The sequence below is a fragment of the Sphingomonas sp. 2SG genome (assembly GCF_005503285.1).
In the GTDB taxonomy this organism is placed as follows: Bacteria; Pseudomonadota; Alphaproteobacteria; order Sphingomonadales; family Sphingomonadaceae; genus Sphingomonas; species Sphingomonas taxi.
Genome location: NZ_SCMZ01000019.1, coordinates 20004 through 44765, shown reverse-complemented (window position 1 = coordinate 44765; position 24762 = coordinate 20004). Strand labels below are relative to the sequence as shown.

The window sequence follows — 24762 nt, the reverse complement described above, 5'->3', positions numbered from 1 at the left end:
AGGGACAGGATCACGATTTACCAAGAGAGATGCTGACGGCGATGAACCGCGTGCTGCTCAACAATATCGATCATGCCGATCTGCGCGTCGCGATCCGCGCTGGCGCGGCGTTCGGCGATGGCGTCAACCAACTGCCGATCTTCCCGTCCGAATTCGAGGAGGCGCAGCGCGTCTTCCCGATCATCTTCCGCGAGGAGAACGGGTCTCTCCAGCCCTATGCGCTGCTGGGTCTCGACCGTGACGAAAACCTGTTCCTCGCGGGTGATCGCTGGACGAGCGACTATGTCCCCGTCTTCCAGCGCCGCGGGCCGTTCTCGATCGCCGTCGGCAAGACGGCCACGGGCGGCGACGACGAACCGATGGTGCATGTCGACCTGGACGATCCGCGGGTCGGCGCACCCGACGGCCTGCCCCTTTTCAAGGAGCATGGCGGCAACGCGCCGCTGCTCGACCATATGACCGACGTGCTGCGGACGATCTTCCAGGGTATGGAAACGACCGCGGCGATCTGCGCGGCGTGGCGCGACGCGGGACTGTTGCGCGCGATCACGCTGCAGATCTCGCTCGACGAGGATCGGACTTATGAGGTGCCCGATATCCTCACCGTCGACCGTCAGGCGCTTGCCGGTCTGTCCGGTGAAACGCTGGAGCGTCTGCACCGTCACGGCCTGCTCGAAGGCGCGATATTCGCCGCGGCATCGCTCGGCAACGTCCAGCGGCTGATCGCGCTGAAGGCCGCGCGGCAGGCGGGCCGGTGAGCGCCGGCGCCATCACCGACCGGCGCGTGGCGGAGGTGGCGGCCACGGACGCCGCCTTTGATCCGGACGCCCTCGTCCGGCGCGGCGAGCCGGTGATCGTTCGCGGCCTGGTGCGCGACTGGCCGCTCGTCGCCGCCGGCCGCCAGGGCAATGCGGCGGCGGCGGACTATCTGCTGTCCTTCTACAGCGGTCGACCGGGTGTCGGCTACACCGCGCCGGTGGAAGCGGGCGGCCGCTATTTCTACGACGAGAGCCTGACCCGCCTCGATTTCGCGGCGGAGCGCGTCGATCTCGCCGCCTATCTCCGTCGCATGCTCGCCGGCACGGAGGCGGGCGCCGCATTCTATGTCGGCTCGACCGATCTCGGCCAGTTCTTTCCCGGCCTCGCAGCGGCCGGCAACGACCTGGCGCTGGACGAGGCGGCGTTCGGGCAGGCGTTGCGCAGCATCTGGATCGGCACGCGCACGACCGCCTCGGCGCATTACGACATGTCGAACAACATCGCCTGCGTCGCCGTCGGCAGGCGGCGGTTCACGCTCTTCCCTCCCGACCAGATCGCGAACCTCTATCCCGGTCCGCTCGAGCCCACGCCGGGCGGGCAGGTTGTCTCGCTGGTCGACTTTCGCGCGCCCGATCTCGATCGCTTTCCGGCCTTTGCCGAAGCGCGGCGGCATGCCCGCGTCGCCGAGCTGGAGCCGGGTGACGCGGTCGTCTACCCCGCTTTGTGGTGGCATCACGTCGAGGCGCTGTCCGACTTCAACGTCATGATCAATTATTGGTGGAATACGGCGCCGGCTTTCATGGATTCGCCGATGACGACGATCCTGCACGCGATGCTAAGCCTGCGCGACCGCCCTGCGCCCGAAAAGGCGGCCTGGGCGGCGATGTTCGACTATTACGTCTTCGGTGAATCCGGTCGTGCCGCCGCACATCTGCCCGCGCCGGCGCAAGGTGCGCTCGCCCCGCTCGACGCGCGTGCGGCGCGCCTGCTGCGCGCCCAATTGCTGCAACGGATCAACCGATGAACGGGCCGGCGACGCCCCGCCGCATCGTCATCGCCGGCGGCGGCACCGCGGGCTGGCTGGCGGCCGCGATCCTGACCCGCCAGCTCGGTCCGTTCGCCGACGTCACGCTGGTCGAATCGGACGAGATCGGCACCGTCGGGGTCGGTGAATCGACCATCCCGACCGTCCGCGCCTTCCACGCGCTGATCGGCGTCGACGAACGCGAATTCATGCAGGCGACCGGCGCCAGCTTCAAACTGGGGATCTCGTTCGAAAATTGGGCGCGCGAGGGGGACCGCTACATCCATTCGTTCGGCGATGTCGGCCAATCGACATGGATGAGCGATTTCCACCATTTCTGGCTGGAGGCGCAGGCGCGCGGCGTCGCCGAACCGTTCGGGTCCTATTGCTACGAGCATGAGGCCGCCGCGGCCGACCGCTTCGCCATCGGCGGGACGCCGGCGCTCAACTACGCCTATCATTTCGATGCCGGCCGCTATGCGCGCTTCCTCCGCGGCAAGGCGGAGGCAAACGGCCTGCGCCGGCTCGAAGGCAAGATCGACCGGGTCGTCCGCGATACTGAAAGCGGCGATATCACCACGCTGATCCTCGACGACGGCACGGCCGTCGCCGGCGATCTGTTCTTCGATTGCACCGGCTTCCGCGCGCTGCTGATCGGCGAGGCGCTCGGCGTCGGGTTCGAGGATTGGGGCGACTGGCTGCCGACGAACCGCGCGCTGGCGATGCAGACCGAGGCGACCGGCCCGGCGTGCCCCTACACGCGGGCGATCGCGCACGATGCCGGCTGGCGGTGGAAGATCCCGCTGCACCATCGCGTCGGCAACGGGCTGGTCTATTGCGCCGACTATCTCAGCGACGATGCCGCGCACGCGCGCCTGTTGGCGACGGTCGAGGGCGCGGCGCTGATCGAGCCACGGCTGATCCGCTTCCGCACCGGCCGGCGCAAGGCGGCGTGGCAGCACAATTGCGTCGCGCTCAGCCTGGCGAGCGGGTTCGTCGAACCGCTCGAATCGACGAGCATCCACCTCATCATGATCGCGCTGACGCGCTTCCTGCAATTGCTGCCGAGCGAGCGGCCAAGCGCCTCGGCCATCGCCCGCTTCAACGTTCAGGCCGCCCAAGAGATCGAGGGCGTGCGCGACTTCATCATCCTCCACTATCATCTCACCGACCGCGACGAGCCTTTCTGGCGCGACCGGAGAGCGATGGCGATCCCTGACAGTCTGTACGACCGCATCGCGCTCTTCCGCGACAGCGCCAACGCCTATCAGGCTGATCACGACCTCTTCCGCGTCGCGTCGTGGCTGCAGGTGATGCTCGGCCAGCGCCTTGCCGCCGCGAGCCACCACCCGCTGGTCCGATTGATGCCGTCCGATCAACTGCGATCCGCCTTGCGGGATATGCGCACGAGGATCGCGCGGTCCGTCGACGGTTTGCCATCGCATCAGGTTTTTCTGGATGGCTACGTTCGACCAGCAGCCAATTGATGTGAAAAACACCTAATCGGCTCGATGCAACTCGAGACAATTAGATGCGCTGGGTGGTGGGTGTCCGATCTGGATCGTCGCGGCATCCGACCCCTCTGCGGGGTCGGATGCAAGTCGACATACAGGGCGCAGCAATTAACCGTGCGGGCGCATCACCACTTTGATGACGCCATCTTCCTTGTCGCGGAACTTGGCGTACATTTCGGGTGCGTCCTCCAGACTGGCGGGATGGGTCACGACGAAGCTCGGGTCGATCTCGCCGGCCACGATCTTCTCCAGCAGCGGCTTGGTGTAGCGCTGCACGTGGGTCTGGCCGAGCTTGATGGTCAGACCCTTGTTCATCGCCGCACCGATCGGCAGCTTGTCGCCCATGCCGACATAGACGCCGGGCACCGAAACGGTGCCACCCTTGCGGCAGCTCATGATCGCCTGGCGCAGGACGTGAACGCGATCGGTGGCGAGCATCATGCTGGCCTTGACCTTGTCCATGACGGCATCGGCTGCGCCATGTCCCGCCGCCTCGCAGCCGACCGCATCGATGCAGCTGTCGGGGCCGCGTCCCTTAGTCCGTGCCTGCAGTTCGTCGTAAACGTCGGTCTCGACGAAGTTGATCGTCTCGGCACCGCCAGCTTCCGCCATGGCGAGGCGTTCGGGCAGTTCGTCGATCGCGATCACGCGACCCGCGCCCATCATCAGTGCAGAGCGGATGGCGAACTGGCCGACCGGGCCGCAGCCCCAGATGGCGACGGTGTCGCCCGGTTCGATCTGCGCATTCTCGGCGGCCATGTAGCCGGTCGGGAAGATGTCCGAGAGGAACAGCGCCTGATCGTCGGTGACGTTGTCGGGGATCTTGATCGGGCCGATGTCCGCCATGGGTACCCGGAGGTATTCGGCCTGACCACCGCAATAACCGCCCAGCATGTGGCTGAAGCCGAACAGGCCGGCGGGCGAATGGCCCATCGCCTTGGCGGCCATCTCGGCATTGGGGTTGGTCCGGTCGCAGGCGGCGAACAGACCCTTGCGGCAGAACCAGCAGTCACCGCAGCTGATCGTGAACGGCACCACGACGCGGTCGCCGATCCTGAGATTGGTGACTTCCGAGCCCAATGCGACGACCTCGCCCATATTCTCGTGGCCGAGGATGTCGCCGGCTTCCATCGTGGGCTGATAGCCGTCGAGCAGGTGGAGGTCCGACCCGCAGATCGCACAGGCCGTGACCTTGATGATCGCATCGCGCGGATGTTTGATCTCGGGGTCCGCGACGGTGTCGACGCGGACATCGCCCTTACCGTGCCAGCATAATGCGCGCATGATTTCTCTCCGTATGACCAGGAGCTCCGCCCGGATCGGAAAAGCGACTGTATAAACCCAACGCGCTGCTTCGCGGAATGGACCCGGAAGTAATGTCCGTGGGAAGGAACGTCCGCCTTTCCGGTCGAGGCCGACGTCTTCGCGCGCGCTGAACGCCGTCAAGGAGCATCTGGGCCGGACTTAAAACTCCGTCTCTCTGATACGAACGGTCAAAGCCAGTTCGTCGTGTGCCGTCAGGACTTTCAACAGCCTCGCCGGCCGCACGAGGTGGCCGTTTTGCCGCCGCAACCGGGGCAAGCCGCGCATGCGCTGCCGTCCAGAACCCGACTGGGGTCAGCATGGCGGACCGTAACAAGGCCCGGCGCGTGTCTTGAAAGTGTAGGTCAGCCCCCTGTCGCGGATACAGATCGTCCTTAAAAGGCGGGGCATTCCATGTCGATCGATCCGCCCAGCCCATTCCACGCTTGTCGCTACACGTCGGGAAACAGGGAGATGGGCGTGCGGCCCCGAAATGCTGCGGGGGTCACGTTGACCGCCTTGGGGGCAGATTGCACAGCATGACCTGACGAGTAGGAAAGGGCGGCCTCGTGCATCCAGCGGCGAACTTCGAGCTGATCATCGGCATGTTCCTGGTGGTGGTCGGGCTTCACTATCTGGCTCGGCGCGTGTCGCTGCCGCCGGCAGCCGCACTGATCGTCGGCGGATGCGCGGTGGCCTTCGTTCCGGGCGTGCAAGGGATCGCGATCGACCCGGAGCTGGTCCTCGTCCTGTTTCTTCCACCCCTGCTGATGGACGGTGCGTGGTTCACCGCCATCGCGCCGTTCCGAAGGCACATGGCCGGCATCCTGTCGCTCGCGGTCGGTGCGGTCTTCTTCACGACCGCGGTCGTGGCCATCGTGACCAAGGTGCTGATGCCCCAATTGCCATGGGCCGCCTGCGTCGCTTTGGGTGCGATCCTGTCGCCTCCCGACGCGGTATCGGCACGCGCCGTGTTGCAGCGGGTCAGGCTGCCGCGGCGGCTGACCACGCTGCTCGAAGGCGAAAGCCTGTTGAACGATGCCGCCGGGCTGGTCCTGTTTCGGTTCGCAGTGGCGGCGGTGCTGACCGGCGGCTTCCATCTGGGGGCGGCGACCGGGACCTTCTTCCTGCTGGTCGCAGGCGGCATCGCGGTGGGGGCGGCGATCGGCGGGTTGTGGGTGGCCCTGCTTCGCCGGCTCGGCGACGATACGCTGATGATCGCGGCGACCGTGCTGGTCTGCTGGAGCGCCTATATCGCGGCCGAACGGCTGCACGTCTCCGGTGTCATCGCGGTCGTCACCGCGGGCCTGACCTGCGGCTGGTTCCAGCACGTCGTCTTCGACGCGCGTGTGCGCATCCGGGCGCTGGCGTTCTGGCAGGTGCTCGTGTTTCTTCTCGAAGCTGCCGTCTTTCTGCTTATCGGCCTGTCGTTCCGGGGCTTGCTCGACCGCGTGGGCGGGCTCGGCATGGTGGTGGATACGATGGCACGGCCCGTGCTGCTCATCGTCGCGGCGGTGATCGTCGCGCGCTTCCTGTGGATCTTCGGTGTCGATGCCGGCCTCACGATCCTTCGTCGCATCGGGTGGACGCGCCGGCAACCGCTCGGGCCACGCGCGGCGGTGGTGATGAGCTGGGCGGGAATGCGCGGCGTGGTGACGTTGGCGGTCGCGCTGTCGCTGCCCGAGGCGATGCCGGCGCGGGATTTGATGCTCGTCACCGCCTTTGCCGTGATCCTGGTCACCGTGCTGGTGCAGGGCACCTCGCTCGGCTGGATCATCCGGACGATGAAGCCGGCGGAAGACGGCAGCACGCGACCGCCGCTCGATCTTCATGCCGCCGAGACGATGCTGTTTCGGGCGCAACTGGCCGTCGTGGAACGCGAGGCGGTGGCGGCCGATGGCACGGTCATCCACCCGCAGCTGTTGCGGCGCTACCGGACCCGCGCGACGGCAGCGGATGCGTTCGACGGCACGGCCGAGGAGCGCGACGTGGCGATCGCGAGCCATTTCGACGTCATCATCGCCGCCGTCACCGCAGGCCGCGCCGAACTGGTCCGGCTGCACCGCGCCGGGCGTATCGACGACGAGACGCTCCACGACCTCGAACATGACCTCGATCTCGAGGAACTCGCCGCCGCCGCCGCGAAGGGCTGATCGAACGACGGACGCTGCGCGGCGATCCTCGCGGCAGACGGGATCCCGTTTACTTGCGGATCGTGACCATGGCGACCGGGTTATCCTTGGTGGACGCGTTGGCGGCGATCGTCTTGACCTTCACGGCCTTGGGTTTGCGGGCTTCCTTATTCGACTTGTGCTGGCTTTTGGCCATTGTCATCATCCTTCGGGCGAGGCGCCCGGTCCTGCGGTACACCCTTCCACCTGGATCGTTGCACGCCATTTCGGTTCGCCCTCGGGATCGGCTGCCGAATCCATGCCTTGGACGTTGGAGAGCGGAACAGGAGAGCCTTATGCCCGACGACAAGCAGACGATTGGAAGCGCGAAGGCGGACGACCGCGGCGAGGCTATCGACAAGGCCGCACCTCGTTCGGAACACCGCACGAGCGCCGGCAAGGCGGATGATGGCAGGGGGCAGAGTGATACCGGCCGTGCCGACCAGACGGACGACAAGGCCGAAGCAAGCGACGAGGCGGCTCGGAAGGCCTTCGATCCGGACGCGGAACAGGCGTAGGCACGTCATCATCTTGCAGGGGCCGGCAGAATGGGTAGGTTCCGCCGATGGCTGATTTCGACGACACGTTCGATCCGGAACTGGGTGCGGCATGCAACCGCCTGGCCGCCTTCGTCGAGCCTCTGCCCGAGGGTGCGGTGATCGATCCCGTATCGCACCTCACCGAGCGCGACCTCGCTCTGATCCTCCGCCGTCTGTACGCCACGCGTCATGGCGAGGCGGTCGACGCCGGTGCGACGCATGCCAGGCCGCGGCGGGAAGGCCGCGTATCCGTGCCCATCACCGCCAAGACTTGACCCGATACGGATGCGTGGGCTGCCCGGTTTTATGGGTCGGTAGAGAAGCATCGCATCGATGCGATCTTGGGTCTATTTGACGGATTTGAGCGGTATCGATCATCAAAGTGGCTATTTAACCACTGGATAATCTCGATCATCAACGATGCATGCGTCACCGGGAGAGACGTGTGCCAAGCGAAGAATCGAGAGCCCTTCGGATCTATCACGAAACGCGGTGCGCACAGGAGAAGGCGCATATGCGTCGCGCGCGTTGCGCCAGGTCCGCGATCGCCCACGCGCATCTCTTCAGCCTGCACCGGATGCGAAGCATCGATCTGACGTATCGTGATCCAGACCGTCGCGACGATGGATGACAACGGGCATGCCGCCCATAGCGGACGCAAGTTGTTTCTCGTGCCTCCGCCGCGCGTGATCCGGTGATCGTCGCAATCGCCGCGTTCAATGTAGCCGGCGATAGAGATTACGGCGGTCCGGCATCCTCTTCTGGACTTCCCAAGGCTGCGGCGGCGGGCGAACTAGGTATATCCGCTGACACCTATAGTGCTTCTCGATCATTGATGGCGGTCGTTGCAGCGATCATCATCACGTCGGCTGCGCGATTCCCCCTAATGAGCCGTAGCCCGCGTCCTGTTGCTCTTTTGACCCAGCGTGGCAGGACGCGTCCTTCCATTGCCATGACCCGAACAGCCCGCGCTCGAGGCGAAGCTGAACCGCGTCCGTCCGGCACGTTCACGACCGATGCAATCGTCAGCGGTCATGAAGTGGCATGGCTCGCCGACCAACCAGCAACCGCGCGCGGCGCAACACCGAACAAAAGCGTGAGCCCAAGCACGAACGCCCCAAGTGGAGACAACGGCTCAGACGCTGGTGGCGGATCATCATCGGTGGCTTCTGACGGGCTAAGATCGGTCGTATCGAACACCGCTTCTTCGCGTAATCTTAATCCGACGATGCGATGAGAGCGATCCGGAGCGCAGACTCCCTGTTGCGTACTGGAGAGTGTGCCGGCGCTTCGTCCGTTTCCCCACCTGACAGGCGGACGGAGCGCCACGCGCCGGCTTGGGTGCCTCCTGCCCGGGCAAGCCCGCACCACCGACGGTCAGGTCAGATTGCGAGATCCTTGTCGCCGATCGGCCATAAGATGTTGCGGGGCCTCGATCGTAGCTGGCGCACGCAGCGCAAGGCGGATAGGCGCGAGCAATGGGTGAGATCGAGAGGCTGGTCCCGTCAGGGGTCATCGAGCAATGGGTGTTTCACCTGCGGCGGCAACGTTCGCGGGCGCAGGATGCCTTATGGTTGCTCGATCAGGGCTTCACGATCCACGACGGCCGCGACGGTGTCCCGACGGCGGACGTGAGCGAGCGCTGGCGGCGTGAGCAGGCGACGGTGATCGACGAGGTCAATCACCTGCTGGAACTGTACGACCGCATCAACCTGCGATCGTCGGAGTTCGTCGCGGCCGAGCGCAAAGCGGGCCGCAGGTCGACCGATGCGCAACGCTTGCAGACCGAGCCAACCATTTGACCGACCTATTGGGGATAAGCGACCAGGGCCTATGAACAGGGACAATGAGATCGGCACCATCGAGCGCGCCTTCCAGCTGGCCCGATCCGGGGCCTGCCATTCGGTCGCCGACATCCGCGCGCAGTTGAGCGCGGAAGGACGGGATGGCGTCCACGGCCACCTCAACGGGGCAAGTATCCAGCGACAGCTGCGCGAGGCGCTGGCTGCGCGCGGCATCGACGCCAAATCGGACGATGAAGACTAAAGGGCTGCGGCACGAGCTGAGATCCTCTGAGCGTCTGGTCGTGGGGCAGCGTATCCGGCCAGAGCCATAACGCAGGGTAAGCGGCGCTGCCGGCGCCGAAATCGTCGATCTTGGTAGATGAACGACTGCTCGACATTGGCAGGATTGTCGGTAGCCTTTCCGCAGGGTGCATGCGCGACGCGATCGCCGTGCTCGTAAGGGAGCCGGTCTCGGACATCCGTCCCACTGGTCCCGCATGCGGAGAGAGCCATGGTTTCCCGCCGATCTGTTCTATTGGGCATGTCGATGTTGCCGGCCTGGCCTGCGCTCGCCCGGGAGGCGCAGGATCGGATCGACGACCTCATCGGGCGCATGACCATCGAGGAGAAGGCGGGGCAGTTGTCCTGCTTCTCCGATACCATCCGGCCGCTCGGACGCCCGACCAACCCGGGTGAGGCTGCGCGCGACGCCGCTGCGATGCTGACGGCGATCCGCGCGGGGCAGATCGGCATGCTGTTCAACGGCCATGGCGTCGCGGGTGCCCGCAAGGCGCAACGGGCGGCGTTGCAGAGCCGGCTCGGCATTCCACTGGTCTTCGCGGCCGACGTCATCCACGGCTATGAGACGATCTTCCCGATCCCGCTGGGGGAGGCGGCGGCGTTTGATGCTGCCTTGTCGGAGCGGATCGCACGGGCGGTGGCATCCGAGGCGACCGCGGGCGGCCTCCACTGGACGTTCGCACCGATGGTCGACGTTGCCCGCGATCAGCGCTGGGGCCGGGTTGCCGAAGGCGCCGGCGAAGACGTCCATCTCGGCTGCGTGCTGGCCGCGGCGCGCGTACGAGGGTTCCAGGGCGACGATCTGTCGGCGGACGATGCGCTTTGCGCCACCCCCAAGCATTTCGCGGGTTATGGCGCCGTCGGTGGAGGCATGGAATATGGCGCGGTGGACGTGTCGCCCGCGACGCTACGAGCCGTCCATGTCCCGCCGTTCGCCGCGGCGTTTGCAGCCGGTGCCGGCGCGGTGATGGCGAGCTTTACCGACGTGAACGGCATACCCGCCACCGCCAACCGCCCGTTGCTGACCGGTTTGCTGCGCGACGAACTGGCGTTCCGCGGGCCGTGCGTCTCCGACTATCAGGCGGATCTCGAGCTGATCGCGCATGGCGCCGCCAGCGACGAAGCCGACGCGGCGCGGCGGGCGATTCTGGCGGGTACGGACGTGAGCATGCAAAGCGGCCTCTACAATGCGCATCTGCCGGCATTGGTGGCGGCGGGGCGGGTGCCGATGGCGCGGGTCGATGAGGCGGTGCGACGCGTGCTGGGGCTGAAGATGCGGTTGGGGCTGTTCGATCGACCATTTCGCTCGCTCGACCGTACCGCGGAACGGACCCGGATCGGCACGTCGGCGACACGCGCGCTGGCACGGGAAGCCGCCACACGTGCGGTCGTTCTGCTCCGCAACGACGGCGACCTGCTGCCGCTGTCGTCCGCAACCAAGCGTATCGCATTGATCGGACCGTTCGGTGACGACCCGGCGCAACTCGACGGCCCGTGGAGCTTCGCCGGCTACCGGCGCACGGGCATCGATCTGGCCACCGCGCTGCGCGGCAGGATCACCGCCCCGACACGCTTGATCGTGGAGCCGGGCAGCGGGATCGAGGCGCCGATCCCCGGCGGGATCGATCGCGCCGTCGCGGCTGCGCGGGGCGCCGATATCGTGTTGCTCGCGATCGGCGAAGGCGGTGACATGTCGGGGGAGGCGAACAGCCGCACATCGATCACCATACCGGTCGCCCAACAGGCGCTGGCCGATGCCGTCGCCGCGACGGACAGACCCATCGTCGTGCTGCTGCGCCACGGCCGGGCGCTCGCGCTGCAGGGAGCGGTGGCGGCAGCGCCTGCGATTCTGGCGACCTGGTTTCTCGGCTGCGAGACAGGGCCGGCGCTGGCCGACATCCTGTTCGGCGACGTCGAGCCTACCGGCCGGCTGCCGGTGAGTTTCCCGTTCGCAACCGGTCAGGAGCCCTGGTCCTACGATCGGCTCCCCACGGGGCGGCCGCCACCAGCCGAACCGCAGCCACAGGGTGGTACGGGCAGGTGGCGCGATGCACCGGATGCCGCGCGTTATGCGTTCGGCCATGGCCTCGGTTACACGCGCTTCGCGCTCGAGACCGTCATCGCCCCGCCCGTGCTGGCGGACGTGAGCGACGTGGTCGTCACCGTCCGCAACATCGGCGCACGGCGAGGGACGCATCTCGTGCAGCTGTACGTGCGTCAGCGCGTCGCCAGTCTCGCCCGGCCGGTGCGGCAGTTGAAGCGCTTCGCCCATGTGACCCTCGACGCAGGCGAAAGCCGGGCCGTCGCCTTGCCCCTCGGCCCGGCGGATCTGGCGATAGTGGATGGCACGGGCGCGCGACGGATCGAGCCCGGTGATGTCGACATCTGGATTGCGTCCAGCTCTGTCGATCCGGGTTTGCACGCGGTGACACGGCTGGTGTGACAGACGACCGTGCCATATCGCGCGCGGGTCATTGTACGGCGTCGTCAGCCGGCCGCCTTCGGTGGTGCCGTCGAGCCGCGGACGGCCAGCCCGACCGGGACGATGGTCGGGCCGTCCGGCAGCGTGCGGCCGGCCTGTTCGGCGATGATCAGTTCCACCGCGCGCGCCGTCACGTCGGCGATCGGCTGGACGACCGCGGTCAGCGCCGGATGGGTGAAGCGGACGATCGGCGTGTCGTCGAAGCTGACGATCGACACGTCGGAGGGAACGTCGAGGCGACGCTCGCGCAGCAGCTCCAGCGTCGCGAGCGACATCTGATCGTTGCTCGCGATGATCGCGGTGGGAGGCAGCGGCGCGTCGAGCAAGGCGGCGGCGGCGCGGCGGCCTGAGGCGAAGCTGAAATCGCCCTCGGCGAGCAGGTCGCCGATCGGCAGACCGGCGGCAGCCATCGCGCTGCGCCAACCGGTGACCCGCCAGCCGCTGAGTTCGTATTCGGCCGGGCCGGCGATGAAGCCGATCCGCGCGTGGCCGAGTGCGATCAGATGTTCGGTGGCGAGGCGCGCCGCGCCCTCGTCGTCCATGGTCAATGCGAAGCCGCCGCCCGGCCTGAGCGAACCGATGCGGGCGAAGCTGATGCCATGATCCTCGAGCAGGCGGGTGATCAGCAGGTTTTCCGAATGCGGCGGCGTCAGGATGACGCCATCGGGTTGCAGCGCGGCGATCGCCGCCAGCAATTCGCGCTCGATATGGTCGCTGTGGGTGTCGACCAGTTCGACGATCATGCGATAGCCGTGTTTGGCGCAGGTCAGCATGCCGCCCAATAGCATCTGATCGACCCAATCCGCGCCCTCGCGGCTGCGCCAGTCGGCGATCGTCCGTTCGCGGTCGTTGAGCGCCAGGATCAGATGCGAGCGCGATCCCGCCATGCGCTGCGCGGCGATCGAGGGCACGTAGCCGAGCTTGGCGATCGACGCCTGCACGCGCTGCGTCATCTCGGGCCGGACGTTCGGTTCCTTGTTGATGACGCGGCTGACGGTCTGCAACGAGACGCCCGCGTCGGCCGCGACGTGGCGGATCGTGACGGCCTGGCGACGGCGGACCATCAGGCGGCGTCGGGCGCCACGCCGCAATATTGCGCGACGTAGGCGGCATGGGGCGGCAGGCCGCGGACCGTGGTCGCGACGTTCTGGCGCAACGTCGAGAGCAAGCGCGTCATATCGTCGTCGCCGAGCTTGGCGGCGATCGGGTGGTGGCTGCGCGGCACGATACCCTGGCCCAGCATCACCTGCACCCAGCTGTTCTCGGCGAACAATTCCTCGTTCTTGCGGAAGACGCGGCCGGTCTCGCGGAACAGCTCGATCTTCTGCGCGAGACTGTCCGGAATCTCCATCGTCGCGCACTGCCGCCAGAACGGACTGTCCCGGCGCTCGGTCACCTTATAGTGGAGGATCAGGAAGTCGCGGATCTGCAGCATGTCGGTATGCTGCTGGTCGTTGAATTCGGCGATGTCGCGGGGGCTGACGTCGCCTGCCGGCATCATCCGGATCAGCCGCAGGATCGCCCGCTGGATCAGGTGGATGCTGGTCGATTCCAGCGGCTCCATGAACCCGCCCGACAGGCCCAGCGCGATACAATTGCGATGCCATTGCTTGCGTCGCGCGCCGGTGACGAAGCGGATGCGGTTGGGCTGGGTCAGCACGCGCCCCTCGACATTGCCGAGCAGGCGGTCGAGCGCGGCGTCGTGATCGAGATAGCGGCTGCAATAAACGATGCCGTTGCCGACGCGATGCTGGAGCGGGATGCGCCATTGCCAGCCGGCATCGTGCGCCATCGCGCGGGTGAACGGCACCGCCGGGGCGACGCTTTCGGTCTGCACCGCGATCGCGGCGTCGCAGGGCAGGTAATGCGTCCAGTCGTCGAAGCCGGTGTGCAAAGCCTGTTCGATCAGCAGCGCGCGAAAGCCGGTGCAGTCGAGGAACAGGTCGCCCTCGATCCGCGTGCCCGACTCGAGCCGCAACGCCGCGATGTCGCCGCTGGCACCGTCGAGCTCGACCTGCGCGATCTTGCCCTCGATGCGGCGGGCGCCGTCTGCCTCGGCCATCCGGCGCAGGAAGCGGCCGTACAGCGCGGAATCGAGCTGATAGGCGTAGTTCATGCGCTCGTCGGGCAGATGCGCGAACTTGCCCTCGCGCGCGGCGATCAGTTCGAGGCAGTAATCGTCATAGGGCTGGCCGTGGCCGCGGGTCTGGCCGTCGAGCCAATAATGCTGGAAGCCCGCGGCCCAATGGTCGGTGCCGGTCAGGCCGAAGGAATGGAAATAGCTGTCGCCGGCCCGCTTCCATCCGTCGAAGGCGATGCCGAGTTTGAACGTCGCCTGCGTCGCGCGCATGAACTCGGCTTCGTTGATGCCGAGCAGGCGGTTGAAGGTGATGAGCGGCGGGATCGTCGATTCGCCGACGCCGACGGTGCCGATCGCGTCGGATTCGACCAGAGTGACCTCGGCGGCGCGGCCCATGACGCGGGCGATCGCGGCGGCGGCCATCCAGCCCGCGGTGCCGCCGCCGGCGATGACGATGCGGCGCGCCTTCATCGCCCCAGCGCCCGCAGCAGGAAGGCGCGCAGCCGTCCGGCGGTGTCGGGGGTCAGCGGCGCGAGGATGCTGCGCGCGCCTTCCGGGATATGCGCCGAGACGGCCGCGTCATCCTCGAAAACATAATGGTCGAACATGTCGCGCCAATGCCTCTTCTGGTCTTCGGGAAGGTCGCGGATCGCGAGGATCGCATGGTTGAGCGCGTCCTGCGGCTGGCCGAGCCAGCGCGGGCTCGACCGCCACCAGTAATTGACCAGCACATTGAACGACGCCAGCCCCTCGACGTGGTGCCACCACATCGCGGGCACGTAGAGCGCGTCGCCGGCGTCAAGGTCGGCGACCATCGCATGGTTGAGCGCGTCGCGGAACCGCGGATGTGCGGCGAAATCGGGCGCGTGGAAATCGACCATACTGACCGCGCGGCCCGCGGGCGTATTGTCGATCGGACCGAGATACAGATTGCGGAACTGCTCGCGCGGGAAGAGCGTGAAGCGGCGGCGACCGACAGCGACACAGGCGAGATTGTCGGGTACGTCGTTATGCGCCGCGATGCGCGTCCGCGTTCCCATCCAGATGCTGACGAGCGGGTCGCGGGTGCCGAGGTCGACGTGGTTCGCCTCGTGCAGTCCGTGAAAGAAGTTGAGCAGGTCGATCGACGCGAGATAGATGGTGCGGGCGTCGTCGTTGGCGTCGATATGCGCGAAGATCTCGTCGAGCTTCGACTGGAAGGTCGCGAAGTTCATCCCCATCGCATCGTCGTAGAACAGCCGGCCGTCGCTGCCCGGTGCGCCGACCGACACGGTGAACGGCACGTCGCGGCGGTGCGCGAGGATATAGCGGCGCGCGTCCTGCGCGGAGCGGCGACCGGCCTGGACCAACGGCCAGTCGCCAACCAGATTGCGGACGACGAACGGCCGGTCGGCGGCGCGCAGCCTCGCGTCGAGGTCGGCGGCATCGACCACCGCCACCTCGGGGACGCGGGGCAGCGCCGCGAAGATGTCAGCCATGCGCCAGCGTCGCATTCTTGCGGGCGATCAGTGCCGGCAGATTGCCCTGCGACGCCAACGCCATGAAGATCGGCAGCAGATGCCCGTCGCGATGCAGATCGTCGAGCGCCGACCCCGACAGGCCGCGCAGCCGATCCTCGTCGATGACGTGGAAGCCGACCAGCCGGTTGATCGATCCGTCGTCGAGCGGGACCTCGAGGGTCAGCGGCTCGAGCAGCTCGTGGCGATCGAGCGCGGCGAAGAAGCCGGCGCTCTCGCGATAACCGGCGTCGAGCGCGCCCAACTGCTCGATCATCGCGGCGAGGCGGGGGGAGGGCTGGCCATCGGCGTCGAACAGCAGATCGCCGTCGCCGATCCGCGGGCTGGCCATGTCGATATGGACCTGCGGCCCCTGTGCGCTCGCGCCGATCAGCAGCGGCTGGATCGCCATCGCCAAGGGCACGTAGCGCGCATCCCAGCGGCCATCGGCGAGGTAGAGGTTCTCGTCATTCTCGAACCCGAACATGGCGAGCGCGAGCGTGCTGCCGTCGGCGAGGTTGCGGCGGAAGAGGATGAGATAGTCGTTCTGCACGCGGCGGAATTCGTCGGGGACGATCAGGCAGCTCATCTGCGCATCGCCCAGCGCAGCGCTGCGTTCGCGGCGGATGCGGGTGCCGGCATGCGTGGCGGCGGTAAGGATGGCATGGTCGGGCATAATCGATCCAATCCCGTGAAACAGGCGCCTTGGCGGCGCGGGCGCGCACGCTTCGTCCTATCTGTCGACGCGGCGCCGACAAGACGAAAAGAGCCACCTCTTCACAGAGATGGCTCTTTCCTTCAGCACCGGTCGATCAGAAGTTGAACCGGACGCCGCCCGAGTAGCGCGCGTCCTGCTTCGCCACGAAGGTGACGTTGCGGTCCGAGCGGCGATGCCCGCGGCGATCGGCGCCGGTCAGGTTGATCGCCTCGGCGAAGACGGTCAGGCCGGGCACGAACTGCCAGCTGATCGTGCCGTCGAGCTGGCCGTAGCCTTCCGTATAATACGGGTTGATGCCGCCGCCCGACAGGAATTCCGCCCGCCAGTTGTACGACGCGCGCGCCTGGAAGCCGTTCTTGTCGTAATAGAGCGTCGCATTGGCGCTGTCGGACAGGCCGTTGATCGCGAATTGCGACGTGCTCGCCGGCAGCAGGTTGTTGTAGTCGCGATTGCCGTTGACGATCGTATAGTTGAGCTGCGTGCCGAAGCCGGTCTGCCAGAAGCTGTGCTGGATCGCGAATTCGAAGCCGTTGATCGTCGCGGTCTCGTCGCTGTTGAACGGCGTCGAGATGACGAAATTGACCGGTGCATCCGCGGCGGTGCCAAGGATCGTGCCGTTGACCACGCTGCCCGGGTAGTTGGTGCCGATATAGTTGCGGATGTCGGCGAAGGTCGCATTGGCGCCGAGCGCAGCGATCGCGGCCTGATAGCGCGGGCCGTTGGCCGGGTTGGTCAGGTTGAACGCCGGGCCGTTGAGCTGGGTGACGCCGATATAGTTCGACACCTGTTTGCGGAAATAGCCGACCGACATGTAGCTTTCGGGCGTGTAATACCATTCCGCCGACAGATCGATGTTCTTCGACTTGTAGGGCACGAGGTTGGGATTGCCCTGCGCACCGGTGCCGCCGCCGACGCGGAACAACTGGTCGAGCGTCAGGCCGCCCTGCAGCGAGCCGTAATCGGCACGCGTGATCGTATGGCTGTACGAGGCGCGCAGCTTGACGTTGCGGATCGGCTGGACGTCGAAGTCGATCGACGGCAACCATTCGTCATAGCCGCCCGAGAAGGTGGTGAAGGCGCTGTCGCCCGAATAGACGATGTTGAATTCGTTCTGCGAATTCTGCCGCGTCCCGGTCGGGATCGGCACCAGCGCCGACGATTTCACCGTCGTATTCTCGTAGCGCAGGCCGGCGATCAGATGCGCCGGGTTCGAGAACAGATCGAACTTGTTGTTGATCTGCAGATAGGGCGCGACGGTCTTTTCACGGATGCGGCGATCGGTGGTGTAGGGGGTGAGGCAATTGCCGTCGCCGCCGCAGATGCCATAGGTCGAATCGAGCAGGCCGACGACCTGTTCGAAATTGTAGCCGTAGAATTGCTTGGCGATGTCCGAGCTGCCGACGCCGCCGATGCCCTTGAACTTGCTGGGGATGTCGATCAGCTTGAAGATGTCGTCGGGCAGCAGCGCCGCCGCCGCCGCGCGCTGCGCCGCGCTGTCGCCGCCGGTGCCGCCCCAGGTGTCGTTCTGCAACACGCCATAGGCCGAGCGCACCTTGTTGTCGGTGAAGGTGAAGCCGAAATCGATCGAATCGAGGAAGCTGCCCTCGTGGTCGTAATGCCCCTTGAGCTGCGCCTGGTTGATCCGGTCGCGGAAGTAGGAATTGCGGAAGGCGTTGCCGGTCGGCACGATCAGCGACGCGTTCAGCGGGTTGATCCCGGGCTGCATCTGGTAGGAGATCACCGGCAGATCGTTGTCGAAGTTGATCGTCTGGTTGGCGACGCCGAAGATCGCGGTGCCCAGCGAATTGCTGTTGCCGTATTTGTTGGTCGGCTTCGATTCGGCGGTCGAATGATGCGCGTCGAGGCCGACGGTGACGCCGCCGGGCGCTTCCCAGGTGAGGTTGGCGCCGAGCGACTTGTTCTCGGTCCGGTACGCAGTCAGCGCGCTGGAATAGGACAGGTCCTTGGCTTCCGCCGCGGTGAAGCGCTCGGTGTAGAAGCGCGGGCCGGCGACCGGGCCGTCGGTCCATGCCGACGAGGTGTCATTGTGGTTGAACCAGATGCCGACGTTGGCGTTGCGCGTCTTCACCTCGTTGCGCGAATAGGTGTAGTCGATCGTCGCGACCAGCGTGTCGGTCGGCTTCGCCTGCAGCACCAACTGGCCGTTGATGCGCTCGCGGCTGATGTCGTTGACGTCGTAGGAGGCGTTCTGCGGCACTTCGTAGACGCTGGTGGCGCTCGGGCGGTTGGTGATGTTCGCCGCACGCGGATCGCCGGGCTGCGCGAGCGAGCCCCAATTGTTCTCCGAGCCGAGATAGCCGTCGCGCCAGCCGACGTTGGCCTGGTTCACCGATGCGCGGCGCTTCTGGTAGACGCCGTTCGCCAGGATGCCGATCCGGTCGTCGGCGAAGGTGGTCGAGAAGATGCCCGACACTTCGGGCGTGATGTCGTTCTTGCCGTTCTGCGAGGTGTCGATGACGCCGCGCGCCGCGACCGAGCCGCGCGTGCCGACCTTGTCGAACGGACGCGGCGTCCGGATGTTGATCGTCGCACCGATGCCGCCCGACGGCACGCTGGCGCGGCCCGACTTGTAGACCTCGAGCGCGGCGATGCCTTCGGAGGCGAGGTTGGCGAAGTCGAACGCGCGCGAGCCCGGCGCGCTGTTGCCGTCGCCGATCACCGCGGTCGGCAGCTGACGGCCGTTGAGGACGACGAGATTGTATTCGGGGCCGAGGCCGCGGACGGTGACGAACGAGCCCTCGCCGTTCGACCGGTCGATCGACACGCCGGTGATGCGCTGGAGCGATTCGGCGAGGTTGGTATCGGGGAACTTGCCGATATCCTCCGCCGAGATCGCGTCGACGATACCCTGGCCGTCGCGCTTGATGTCCGCGGAGGCGCGCAGCGAGGCGCGGATGCCGGTCACGACGATGTCGCCGGTGGTATCCGGTGCGTCCGACGGCGTCGCGGCCTGCGGTTCGATCTGCGCGGGGCCGGTGTTGCCGAGCGTGGCGGCGGCGTCCTGCGCGGCGGCGGCACCCGGCAGGGTGACGAGAGCGGCGGTCGAAACCCCGATGGCGAATTGCGAAAGCAGGCGAGCCCTGACGCGGCGCATGGTAATCCTCCCCGATGACAGGCGCGGCGATCCCGCGCTCTTGAGAACGTTCACTTCACGGATAAGCCGTTGTCTGTCAAGCGCATCCTGTCGAACGACCGTCGCCGTTGTGAACGTTCTCTTAATATGCTTTGAAGAGCGTCATGCCTGCAAAGGGCGACAGGCCGGCGCGGCGAATGCGTCGGCGACGGGAGGATTGCATGAAGCGGTTTTGGAAGACGTGTGCCTCGGCGACGGTATTGGCGACGGTCGCGCTGACGGCCGGCGCACCCGCCGCGGGCGGTCGCGTGGACGGGGCGGCACCGGCGTCGGCGCAGGCGACGGCGGCGCGGGCCCGTGCCGATGCGATCGTTGCGCGGATGACGATCGACGAGAAGATCGCGCTGCTCCACGGGCTGTTCCCGCCGATGGCGGCGGGCAAGTCGGCCAACGAGCTGATCCCGTCGGCGGGCCATATCGACGGCATCGCGCGGCTCGGCGTACCGCTGGTGCGCGAGAGCGACGCCTCGCTCGGCGTCGCCAACCAGGTCGAGCAGCGTAAGGGCGACGTCGCCACCGCGCTGCCGTCCGGCCTCGCCACCGCGGCGAGCTTCGATCCCGCCATCGCCCGGGCCGGCGGCACGATGATCGGTGCCGAGGCGCGCGCGAAGCGGTTCAACGTGCTGCTCGCCGGTGGCGTCAACCTGACGCGCGACCCGTGGAACGGGCGCAATTTCGAATATCTCGGCGAGGACCCGCTGCTCGCGGGGACGCTGGCCGGCGAGCATATCGCGGGGGTGCAGAGCAACCGCATCGTCTCCACCGTCAAGCATTTCGCGCTCAACGCGCAGGAGACCGGGCGCACCGTCGTCGATGCGCGGATCGGCGAGGCGGCGTTCCGGATGAGCGACCTGCTCGCCTTCGAGATCGCGATCGAGAAGGGCCAGCCGGGATCGGTGATGTGCGCCTACAACAAGGTCGGCGGCGACTGGGCGTGCGAGAACGGCCATCTGCTCAACGACGTGCTGAAGCGCGACTGGGGCTATCACGGCTGGGTGATGAGCGACTGGGGGGCGGTGCATTCGACGGTGAAGGCGGCGAACGGCGGGCTCGATCAGCAATCCGGGCAGGAGCTGGACAAGGCGATCTATTTCGGGGCGCCGCTCAAGGCGGCGGTGGCGGCGGGGCAGGTGTCGGGCAAGCGGCTCGACGACATGGTCGCGCGCTATCTGACCGGGCTGATCGCGACCGGCGCCTATGACACGCCGGTCCCCGCCACCGCGCAGACCCCGCCCTATGCCGCGCACGCCGAGGTCGCGCAGCGCGCCGCCGAGGCGGGCATCGTACTGCTCAAGAACGAGGGCGCCGTGCTGCCGATCGCGCGGAGTGCGAAGCGGATCGTGGTGATCGGCGGCAATGCCGACGTCGGCGTGCTGTCGGGTGGCGGCTCGTCGCAGGTGCGCTCGGTCGGCGGCGCGCCGGTCGAGATCCCGCTCGCCACCGGCGGATCGGCGTCGTTCGCGCGGATCACCTATCACGCCTCCTCGCCGCTCGCCGCCTTGCGCAAGGCGCTGCCGGGGGCGCAGGTGACGTGGGTGGACGGCCGCAACTTCAACGCGACGATCGACGCGGCGAAGGGCGCCGATCTGGCGATCGTCTTCGCCACGCAATGGACGACCGAGGCGGAGGACGTGCCCGACCTGCGCCTGCCCAACCAGCAGGACGCGCTGATCGCCGCGATCGCCGCGGCGCAGCCGCATACCGTCGCGGTGATGGAGACCGGCGGCCCCGTGCTGATGCCGTGGATCAAGGCGGTGCCCGCGGTGGTACAGGCCTGGTATCCCGGCCAGCGCGGCGGCGAGGCGCTGGCGGCGATCCTGACCGGCGCGGTCAACCCGTCGGGGCGGTTGCCGATCACCTTCCCCGCCGACGCCTCGCAGCCGCCGCGCCCGCGGCCCGTCGGGCTCGACCGCCTGACCGGGCTGGAGGCGGAGGCCGCGGCCAATCCGGCGGTGGCATCGCAGAAGACGCTGGAAAGCTTTCCGGCGGACTATGTCGAGGGCGCCGACGTCGGCTATCGCTGGTATGAGAAGAAGGGGCTGACGCCGCTGTTCCGCTTCGGCCACGGGCTGAGCTACACCAGCTTCGCCTATCGCAATCCGGTGGTCACCGGCGGCGCGCGGCTGAGCGTGACGTTCGACGTCGTCAATACCGGCCAGCGGGCCGGTGCCGACGTGCCGCAGATGTACGTGGCGCGCGAGGGCGGAGGGGCGCGCGAGGACGGGGGCACGCCGATGCGGCTCGCGGCGTTCACCCGCGTGACGCTGAAGCCGGGCGAGACGCGCCGCGTGACGCTGACCGCCGAGCCGCGCATCGTCGCCGACTATGACACGAAGCTGCCGGGCTGGCGGATCGCGGCGGGGCGCTATCGCGTGGCGCTGGCCCGCGACGCGGGCGACCGCACGATCGTGTCGAGCGCGACGCTGCAGGCGACGACGATGAAGCCGTAGGGAAACAACGAGGCAAAGCATAAGGTTGTCGCCGGGAGGCATCGCGGGCAGGATCGCCGCGCCACGATGCCCGACGCCACCGCCACCTTGCCCCGCCGCCTGTTCCTGATCGTCTTCGCGCTGGCGAACGTCGGCGGGGTGATCGCCTATCTGCCGCTGCTGACGCTGCTGCTGCCGCTCAAGGTGGAGGCACTGAGCGGTGCGGCACGGATCGGGGTGTTCACCGCCTGCATCACCGCGGGCGCATTGTCGGCGAGCGGCGCCAACGTGCTGTTCGGCTGGCTGAGCGATCGCTCGCTGCGCCGCGGCGGCGGCCGGCGGCGGTGGATGGTCGGCGGCATCGTCGCCACCGCGGCGAGCTATGCCGCGGTGGCGTTCGCCCAGACGCCGGTCGCGCTCGTCGCCGCGATCGTCGTCTTCCAGTTCGCCGTCAACGCACTGCTCGCCCCGATGATGGCGATCATGGCGGAGGAGGTGCCCGACGCGCAGAAGGGCATCGCCGGCGGGATGCTGTCGCTCGGCAGCCCGGTGGCGTCGGCCTTCTCGGCGATGCTGGTCGGCAGCGCGGTCCTGCCGGAGGCGGCGCGGCTTGCGCTGGTGCCGGCGGTCGTCGCCGCCTGCGTGCTGCCGCTGCTGCTCGTGCGCGGCGCGCCCTCGGCGGCGGTCGTGGTGCGCACGCCGGTGCCGTCGTCGCGGCGCGACCTGGTGATCGCCGGCCTGTCGCGCTTGCTGGTGCAGGTCGCCGCAGTCGTGACGCAGGCCTATCTGCTTTATTATTTCGAGAGCATCGTCGACGGTGCGGCGCGCGTCGATCTGCCGGCGCGGATCGGCGGCCTGCTGGTCCTCGTCTTCGTGATCCCGTTGCCGATCGCCGTGCTGCTCGGCCGCCTCTCGGACCTGACGGCGCGGCGCAAGCCGTTCCTGCTGATCGCCGCCGCCGTCGCGGTCGCGGGGCTGCTCGGCATGGCGGCGGCGCGGGACTGGACCGGCGGTGCGATCGCCTTCGGCGTCTACGTCACCGGTTCGTCGGTGTTCGTCGCGCTCCACGCCGCCTTCGCGATGCAGCTGCTGCCCAACCCGGCGCACCGCGGACGCGACCTCGGCCTCTTCAACCTCGCCAATACGCTGCCATCGCTGCTCGGCCCGCCGCTGACCTGGATGCTCGCGGCACCGCACGATTTCACCGCCGTCCTGCTGCTGCTCGCCTTCCTCGCCGGTTGCGGCGGGCTCGGAATGCTGCGCGTGCGGGCATGGCAGTGACCGTCGTCGCACGTCATCCGCGCGTGCCGAAGCCCCGTTGGCGACGCGCTGGACGGCGTGATACGTCGCCGATACGCTGCGATCGCATGTCCCGCTTCTCCTCCCTCGTCGTGGTGGCGACGCTCGCCGGTTGCTCGCCGACCGCAGCGGTCGAGGGGCCGGTCGCGCTCGGCCAGACCGCGCTGGTCGGCGGGCCGCGGGTACGGCCCGATCATGTCGTCGAGGACAGCCGCTGCCCGATCGGCACCCGCTGCGTCTGGGCGGGCCGGGTGGTGGTACGCGCCACCGTGTCGGGCGGCGCCTGGTCGAAGAGCGTCGACCTGATCCTGGGCGTGCCGGTCGATGTCGCCGACGGCAAGCTGACGCTCGCCGCCGTGACGCCGGCGCGCAGGGCGGGCCAATCGGCGAAGACGACGCCGTCGCGCTTCACCTTCGCCTTCCAGGGCGGGCTGTAGCGGGTAACGCCCGTTAACTAGGTCATTTTACCGGATAATCAGTTCCCTGCGCCTATCCTTCGCGCGACGGACATGCCGTCGAGGGGGATCTTCATGCGGTGCTTGCACATCTTGGCGCTCGGCTGCGCCTTGCCGACGATCGCGGCGGCGCAGACTGCGCCCGCCGACGTGGTGATGGTGCCGGCGCATACCCAGATCGCCTTCCGCCTCGACGAGGAGGTCAGCTCGCAGCGCGCCCGCGTCGGGCAGCTCGTGCCGGTGTCGGTCGCGCGCGACGTGATCGTCGACGGTGCGGTGCTGATCCCGCACGGCGCGGCGGGCACCGGCCTGGTCACCGCACGCACCGGCAAGGGCGCGTTCGGCAAGTCGGGCAAGGTCGATATCGCGCTGCGCTCGGTGGAGATCGCCGGGCGGCAGGTCGCGGTCACCGGCCGCTTCCACGCCGCGGGCGAGGGCCGCGCCGGCGAGACGGTCGGCTCGATCCTCATCGGCGGCGTCGTCGCGGGCGCGTTCGTCACCGGACGGCACGCGGTGTTCGAGGCGGGTCGCGAGTTCGTCGCCTACACCACCGATGCCGCCAGCATCCCGAAATCCTCGGTCCGGCCGGTGCGGCCGGCGCCTGTCCTCGTCTATGCGAGCGCCCTGCCGGCGCGCGCGGGGGCGTATCAGACGCCGATGCCGGTGCAACTGGTCGACATGCCCGGCGACGCCGCCACCGGTTCGTCGCGCTTCGACACGATGCAGCAGCTCGATCGCCGCATCGCCCAGGCGCAGCCGATCCGCGGCCGCGACGCGCGGCAGGGCTGGACGATCAGCGACTGAGCCGGCGCGGCGTCACAGCCCGAGGCGCAGACCCAATGCGAAATAATGCGGCCCCGCGTTGCCCTTCAGGCTGATCGCCGGCAGCAGCGGCAGCGCCACCGTACCATAAGGGCGCAGGTCGTCGCCGGCGCGAATGCCGGCGCCGACGGTCGCGACGAGGGGAATCGCATAGGTCGCCTCGATCCGGCCATAGGGTTTGACCGCATCGTCGTCGCCGCGATCGACGAGCGCGCCGACCATCGGCGTCAGGCGGAAGCCCGCCGCCCCGAAGCCGTAGCCGGCGCCCAGTTCGCCGCCCCAGCGGCCATCCGCCCGCGCACCATTGGCTTCCAGCACGATCTGCGCCGACGCCGGCGCGGCGCTGGCGAGGGCGGCGGCGATGGCGCCGCCGATCAATGGGATTCGGGTCATACGCTCTCCGTACGGATCGCCGGACCGGCGACGTGGCGGGC

The 24762-nt window shown here is 67.7% G+C and carries 21 protein-coding genes; 13 read left to right on the top strand and 8 right to left on the bottom strand.

All coding sequences use genetic code 11. From position 1 onward, the window contains the following. The first annotated feature begins 29 nt into the window (after nucleotides 1–29). From FFS23_RS09895 to FFS23_RS09885, 3 genes are read left to right on the top strand one after another with little or no spacing between them, the layout of a single operon-like run. Entirely contained in the window at nucleotides 30–758 is a 729-nt protein-coding gene (locus FFS23_RS09895) for a SapC family protein (RefSeq protein ID WP_249340615.1), read from the top strand. Next, the gene (locus FFS23_RS09890; protein WP_249340614.1) at nucleotides 755–1783 is read left to right on the top strand and encodes a cupin-like domain-containing protein; all 1029 of its coding nucleotides are present in this window, start codon (nucleotides 755–757) and stop codon (nucleotides 1781–1783) included. The genes FFS23_RS09895 and FFS23_RS09890 overlap by 4 nt, the downstream gene beginning before the upstream one ends. Further along, nucleotides 1780–3270 carry a tryptophan halogenase family protein gene (locus FFS23_RS09885; protein WP_137898479.1) on the top strand — a complete coding sequence of 497 codons (1491 nt, stop codon included), beginning with the start codon at nucleotides 1780–1782 and terminating at the stop codon, nucleotides 3268–3270. The genes FFS23_RS09890 and FFS23_RS09885 overlap by 4 nt, the downstream gene beginning before the upstream one ends. A 135-nt stretch (nucleotides 3271–3405) precedes the next feature. Here the strand turns inward: FFS23_RS09885 and FFS23_RS09880 are convergent, their stop codons facing one another. Beyond that, nucleotides 3406–4581, bottom strand: coding sequence for a zinc-dependent alcohol dehydrogenase (locus tag FFS23_RS09880; protein WP_137898478.1), 1176 nt, complete (start codon nucleotides 4579–4581; stop codon nucleotides 3406–3408). 587 nt (nucleotides 4582–5168) lie between these two features. Between FFS23_RS09880 and FFS23_RS09875 the strand changes: the two genes are divergently transcribed. Then, nucleotides 5169–6752, top strand: coding sequence for a Na+/H+ antiporter (locus FFS23_RS09875; RefSeq protein ID WP_137898477.1), 1584 nt, complete (start codon nucleotides 5169–5171; stop codon nucleotides 6750–6752). Nucleotides 6753–6801: 49 nt separating this feature from the next. Here the strand turns inward: FFS23_RS09875 and FFS23_RS20590 are convergent, their stop codons facing one another. Next, complete coding sequence (locus tag FFS23_RS20590; RefSeq protein ID WP_257015405.1) at nucleotides 6802–6927, bottom strand: hypothetical protein; 126 nt, start codon at nucleotides 6925–6927, stop codon at nucleotides 6802–6804. Between the two features lie 139 nt (nucleotides 6928–7066). Here FFS23_RS20590 and FFS23_RS09870 point away from each other — a divergent pair, with 139 nt between their 5' ends. The 5 genes from FFS23_RS09870 (at nucleotide 7067) to FFS23_RS09850 (ending at nucleotide 11836) form a co-directional block, all read left to right on the top strand. Continuing rightward, entirely contained in the window at nucleotides 7067–7288 is a 222-nt protein-coding gene (locus FFS23_RS09870; RefSeq protein ID WP_038665293.1) for a hypothetical protein, read from the top strand. A 47-nt stretch (nucleotides 7289–7335) separates the two neighbouring features. Continuing rightward, entirely contained in the window at nucleotides 7336–7584 is a 249-nt protein-coding gene (locus FFS23_RS09865) for a hypothetical protein (RefSeq protein WP_038665296.1), read from the top strand. 1203 nt (nucleotides 7585–8787) lie between these two features. Beyond that, complete coding sequence (locus tag FFS23_RS09860) at nucleotides 8788–9111, top strand: hypothetical protein (RefSeq protein ID WP_212742934.1); 324 nt, start codon at nucleotides 8788–8790, stop codon at nucleotides 9109–9111. 31 nt (nucleotides 9112–9142) lie between these two features. Further along, a complete protein-coding gene (locus tag FFS23_RS09855; protein ID WP_038665299.1) occupies nucleotides 9143–9355 on the top strand; it encodes a hypothetical protein in 213 nt (70 codons plus the stop codon). 279 nt (nucleotides 9356–9634) lie between these two features. Continuing rightward, nucleotides 9635–11836, top strand: coding sequence for a glycoside hydrolase family 3 N-terminal domain-containing protein (locus FFS23_RS09850; RefSeq protein WP_249340613.1), 2202 nt, complete (start codon nucleotides 9635–9637; stop codon nucleotides 11834–11836). A gap of 44 nt (nucleotides 11837–11880) precedes the next feature. Here the strand turns inward: FFS23_RS09850 and FFS23_RS09845 are convergent, their stop codons facing one another. From FFS23_RS09845 to FFS23_RS09825, 5 genes are all read right to left on the bottom strand, one after another. Continuing rightward, nucleotides 11881–12939, bottom strand: coding sequence for a LacI family DNA-binding transcriptional regulator (locus FFS23_RS09845; protein WP_171009443.1), 1059 nt, complete (start codon nucleotides 12937–12939; stop codon nucleotides 11881–11883). Then, on the bottom strand, nucleotides 12939–14426 hold the full coding sequence (locus FFS23_RS09840) for a tryptophan halogenase family protein (RefSeq protein WP_137898474.1): 1488 nt from the start codon (nucleotides 14424–14426) through the stop codon (nucleotides 12939–12941). The genes FFS23_RS09845 and FFS23_RS09840 overlap by 1 nt, the downstream gene beginning before the upstream one ends. After that, nucleotides 14423–15433 (bottom strand): cupin-like domain-containing protein, encoded by a 1011-nt coding sequence (locus FFS23_RS09835; protein WP_137898473.1) that lies wholly within the window; start codon nucleotides 15431–15433, stop codon nucleotides 14423–14425. Before FFS23_RS09835 ends, FFS23_RS09840 begins: the two co-directional genes overlap by 4 nt. Beyond that, entirely contained in the window at nucleotides 15426–16127 is a 702-nt protein-coding gene (locus tag FFS23_RS09830) for a SapC family protein (RefSeq protein WP_137898472.1), read from the bottom strand. The genes FFS23_RS09835 and FFS23_RS09830 overlap by 8 nt, the downstream gene beginning before the upstream one ends. 136 nt (nucleotides 16128–16263) lie before the next feature. After that, a complete protein-coding gene (locus FFS23_RS09825; RefSeq protein WP_137898471.1) occupies nucleotides 16264–19284 on the bottom strand; it encodes a TonB-dependent receptor in 3021 nt (1006 codons plus the stop codon). 200 nt (nucleotides 19285–19484) lie between these two features. Here FFS23_RS09825 and FFS23_RS09820 point away from each other — a divergent pair, with 200 nt between their 5' ends. The 4 genes from FFS23_RS09820 (at nucleotide 19485) to FFS23_RS09805 (ending at nucleotide 24310) form a co-directional block, all read left to right on the top strand. Beyond that, nucleotides 19485–21773, top strand: a complete 2289-nt coding sequence (locus FFS23_RS09820; RefSeq protein ID WP_137898470.1) for a beta-glucosidase — start codon at nucleotides 19485–19487, stop codon at nucleotides 21771–21773. Between the two features lie 66 nt (nucleotides 21774–21839). Further along, entirely contained in the window at nucleotides 21840–23033 is a 1194-nt protein-coding gene (locus FFS23_RS09815; protein WP_137898469.1) for an MFS transporter, read from the top strand. Between the two features lie 86 nt (nucleotides 23034–23119). Then, nucleotides 23120–23488: a hypothetical protein gene (locus tag FFS23_RS09810; RefSeq protein ID WP_137898468.1), complete on the top strand. Its 369-nt coding sequence runs from the start codon at nucleotides 23120–23122 to the stop codon at nucleotides 23486–23488. A gap of 93 nt (nucleotides 23489–23581) precedes the next feature. After that, nucleotides 23582–24310, top strand: coding sequence for a hypothetical protein (locus tag FFS23_RS09805; protein WP_137898467.1), 729 nt, complete (start codon nucleotides 23582–23584; stop codon nucleotides 24308–24310). Nucleotides 24311–24322: 12 nt separating this feature from the next. On the opposite strand, the gene FFS23_RS09800 is transcribed toward FFS23_RS09805, so the two are convergent. Further along, nucleotides 24323–24721, bottom strand: a complete 399-nt coding sequence (locus tag FFS23_RS09800) for a hypothetical protein (protein WP_137898466.1) — start codon at nucleotides 24719–24721, stop codon at nucleotides 24323–24325. Between the last annotated feature and the right edge of the window lie 41 nt (nucleotides 24722–24762).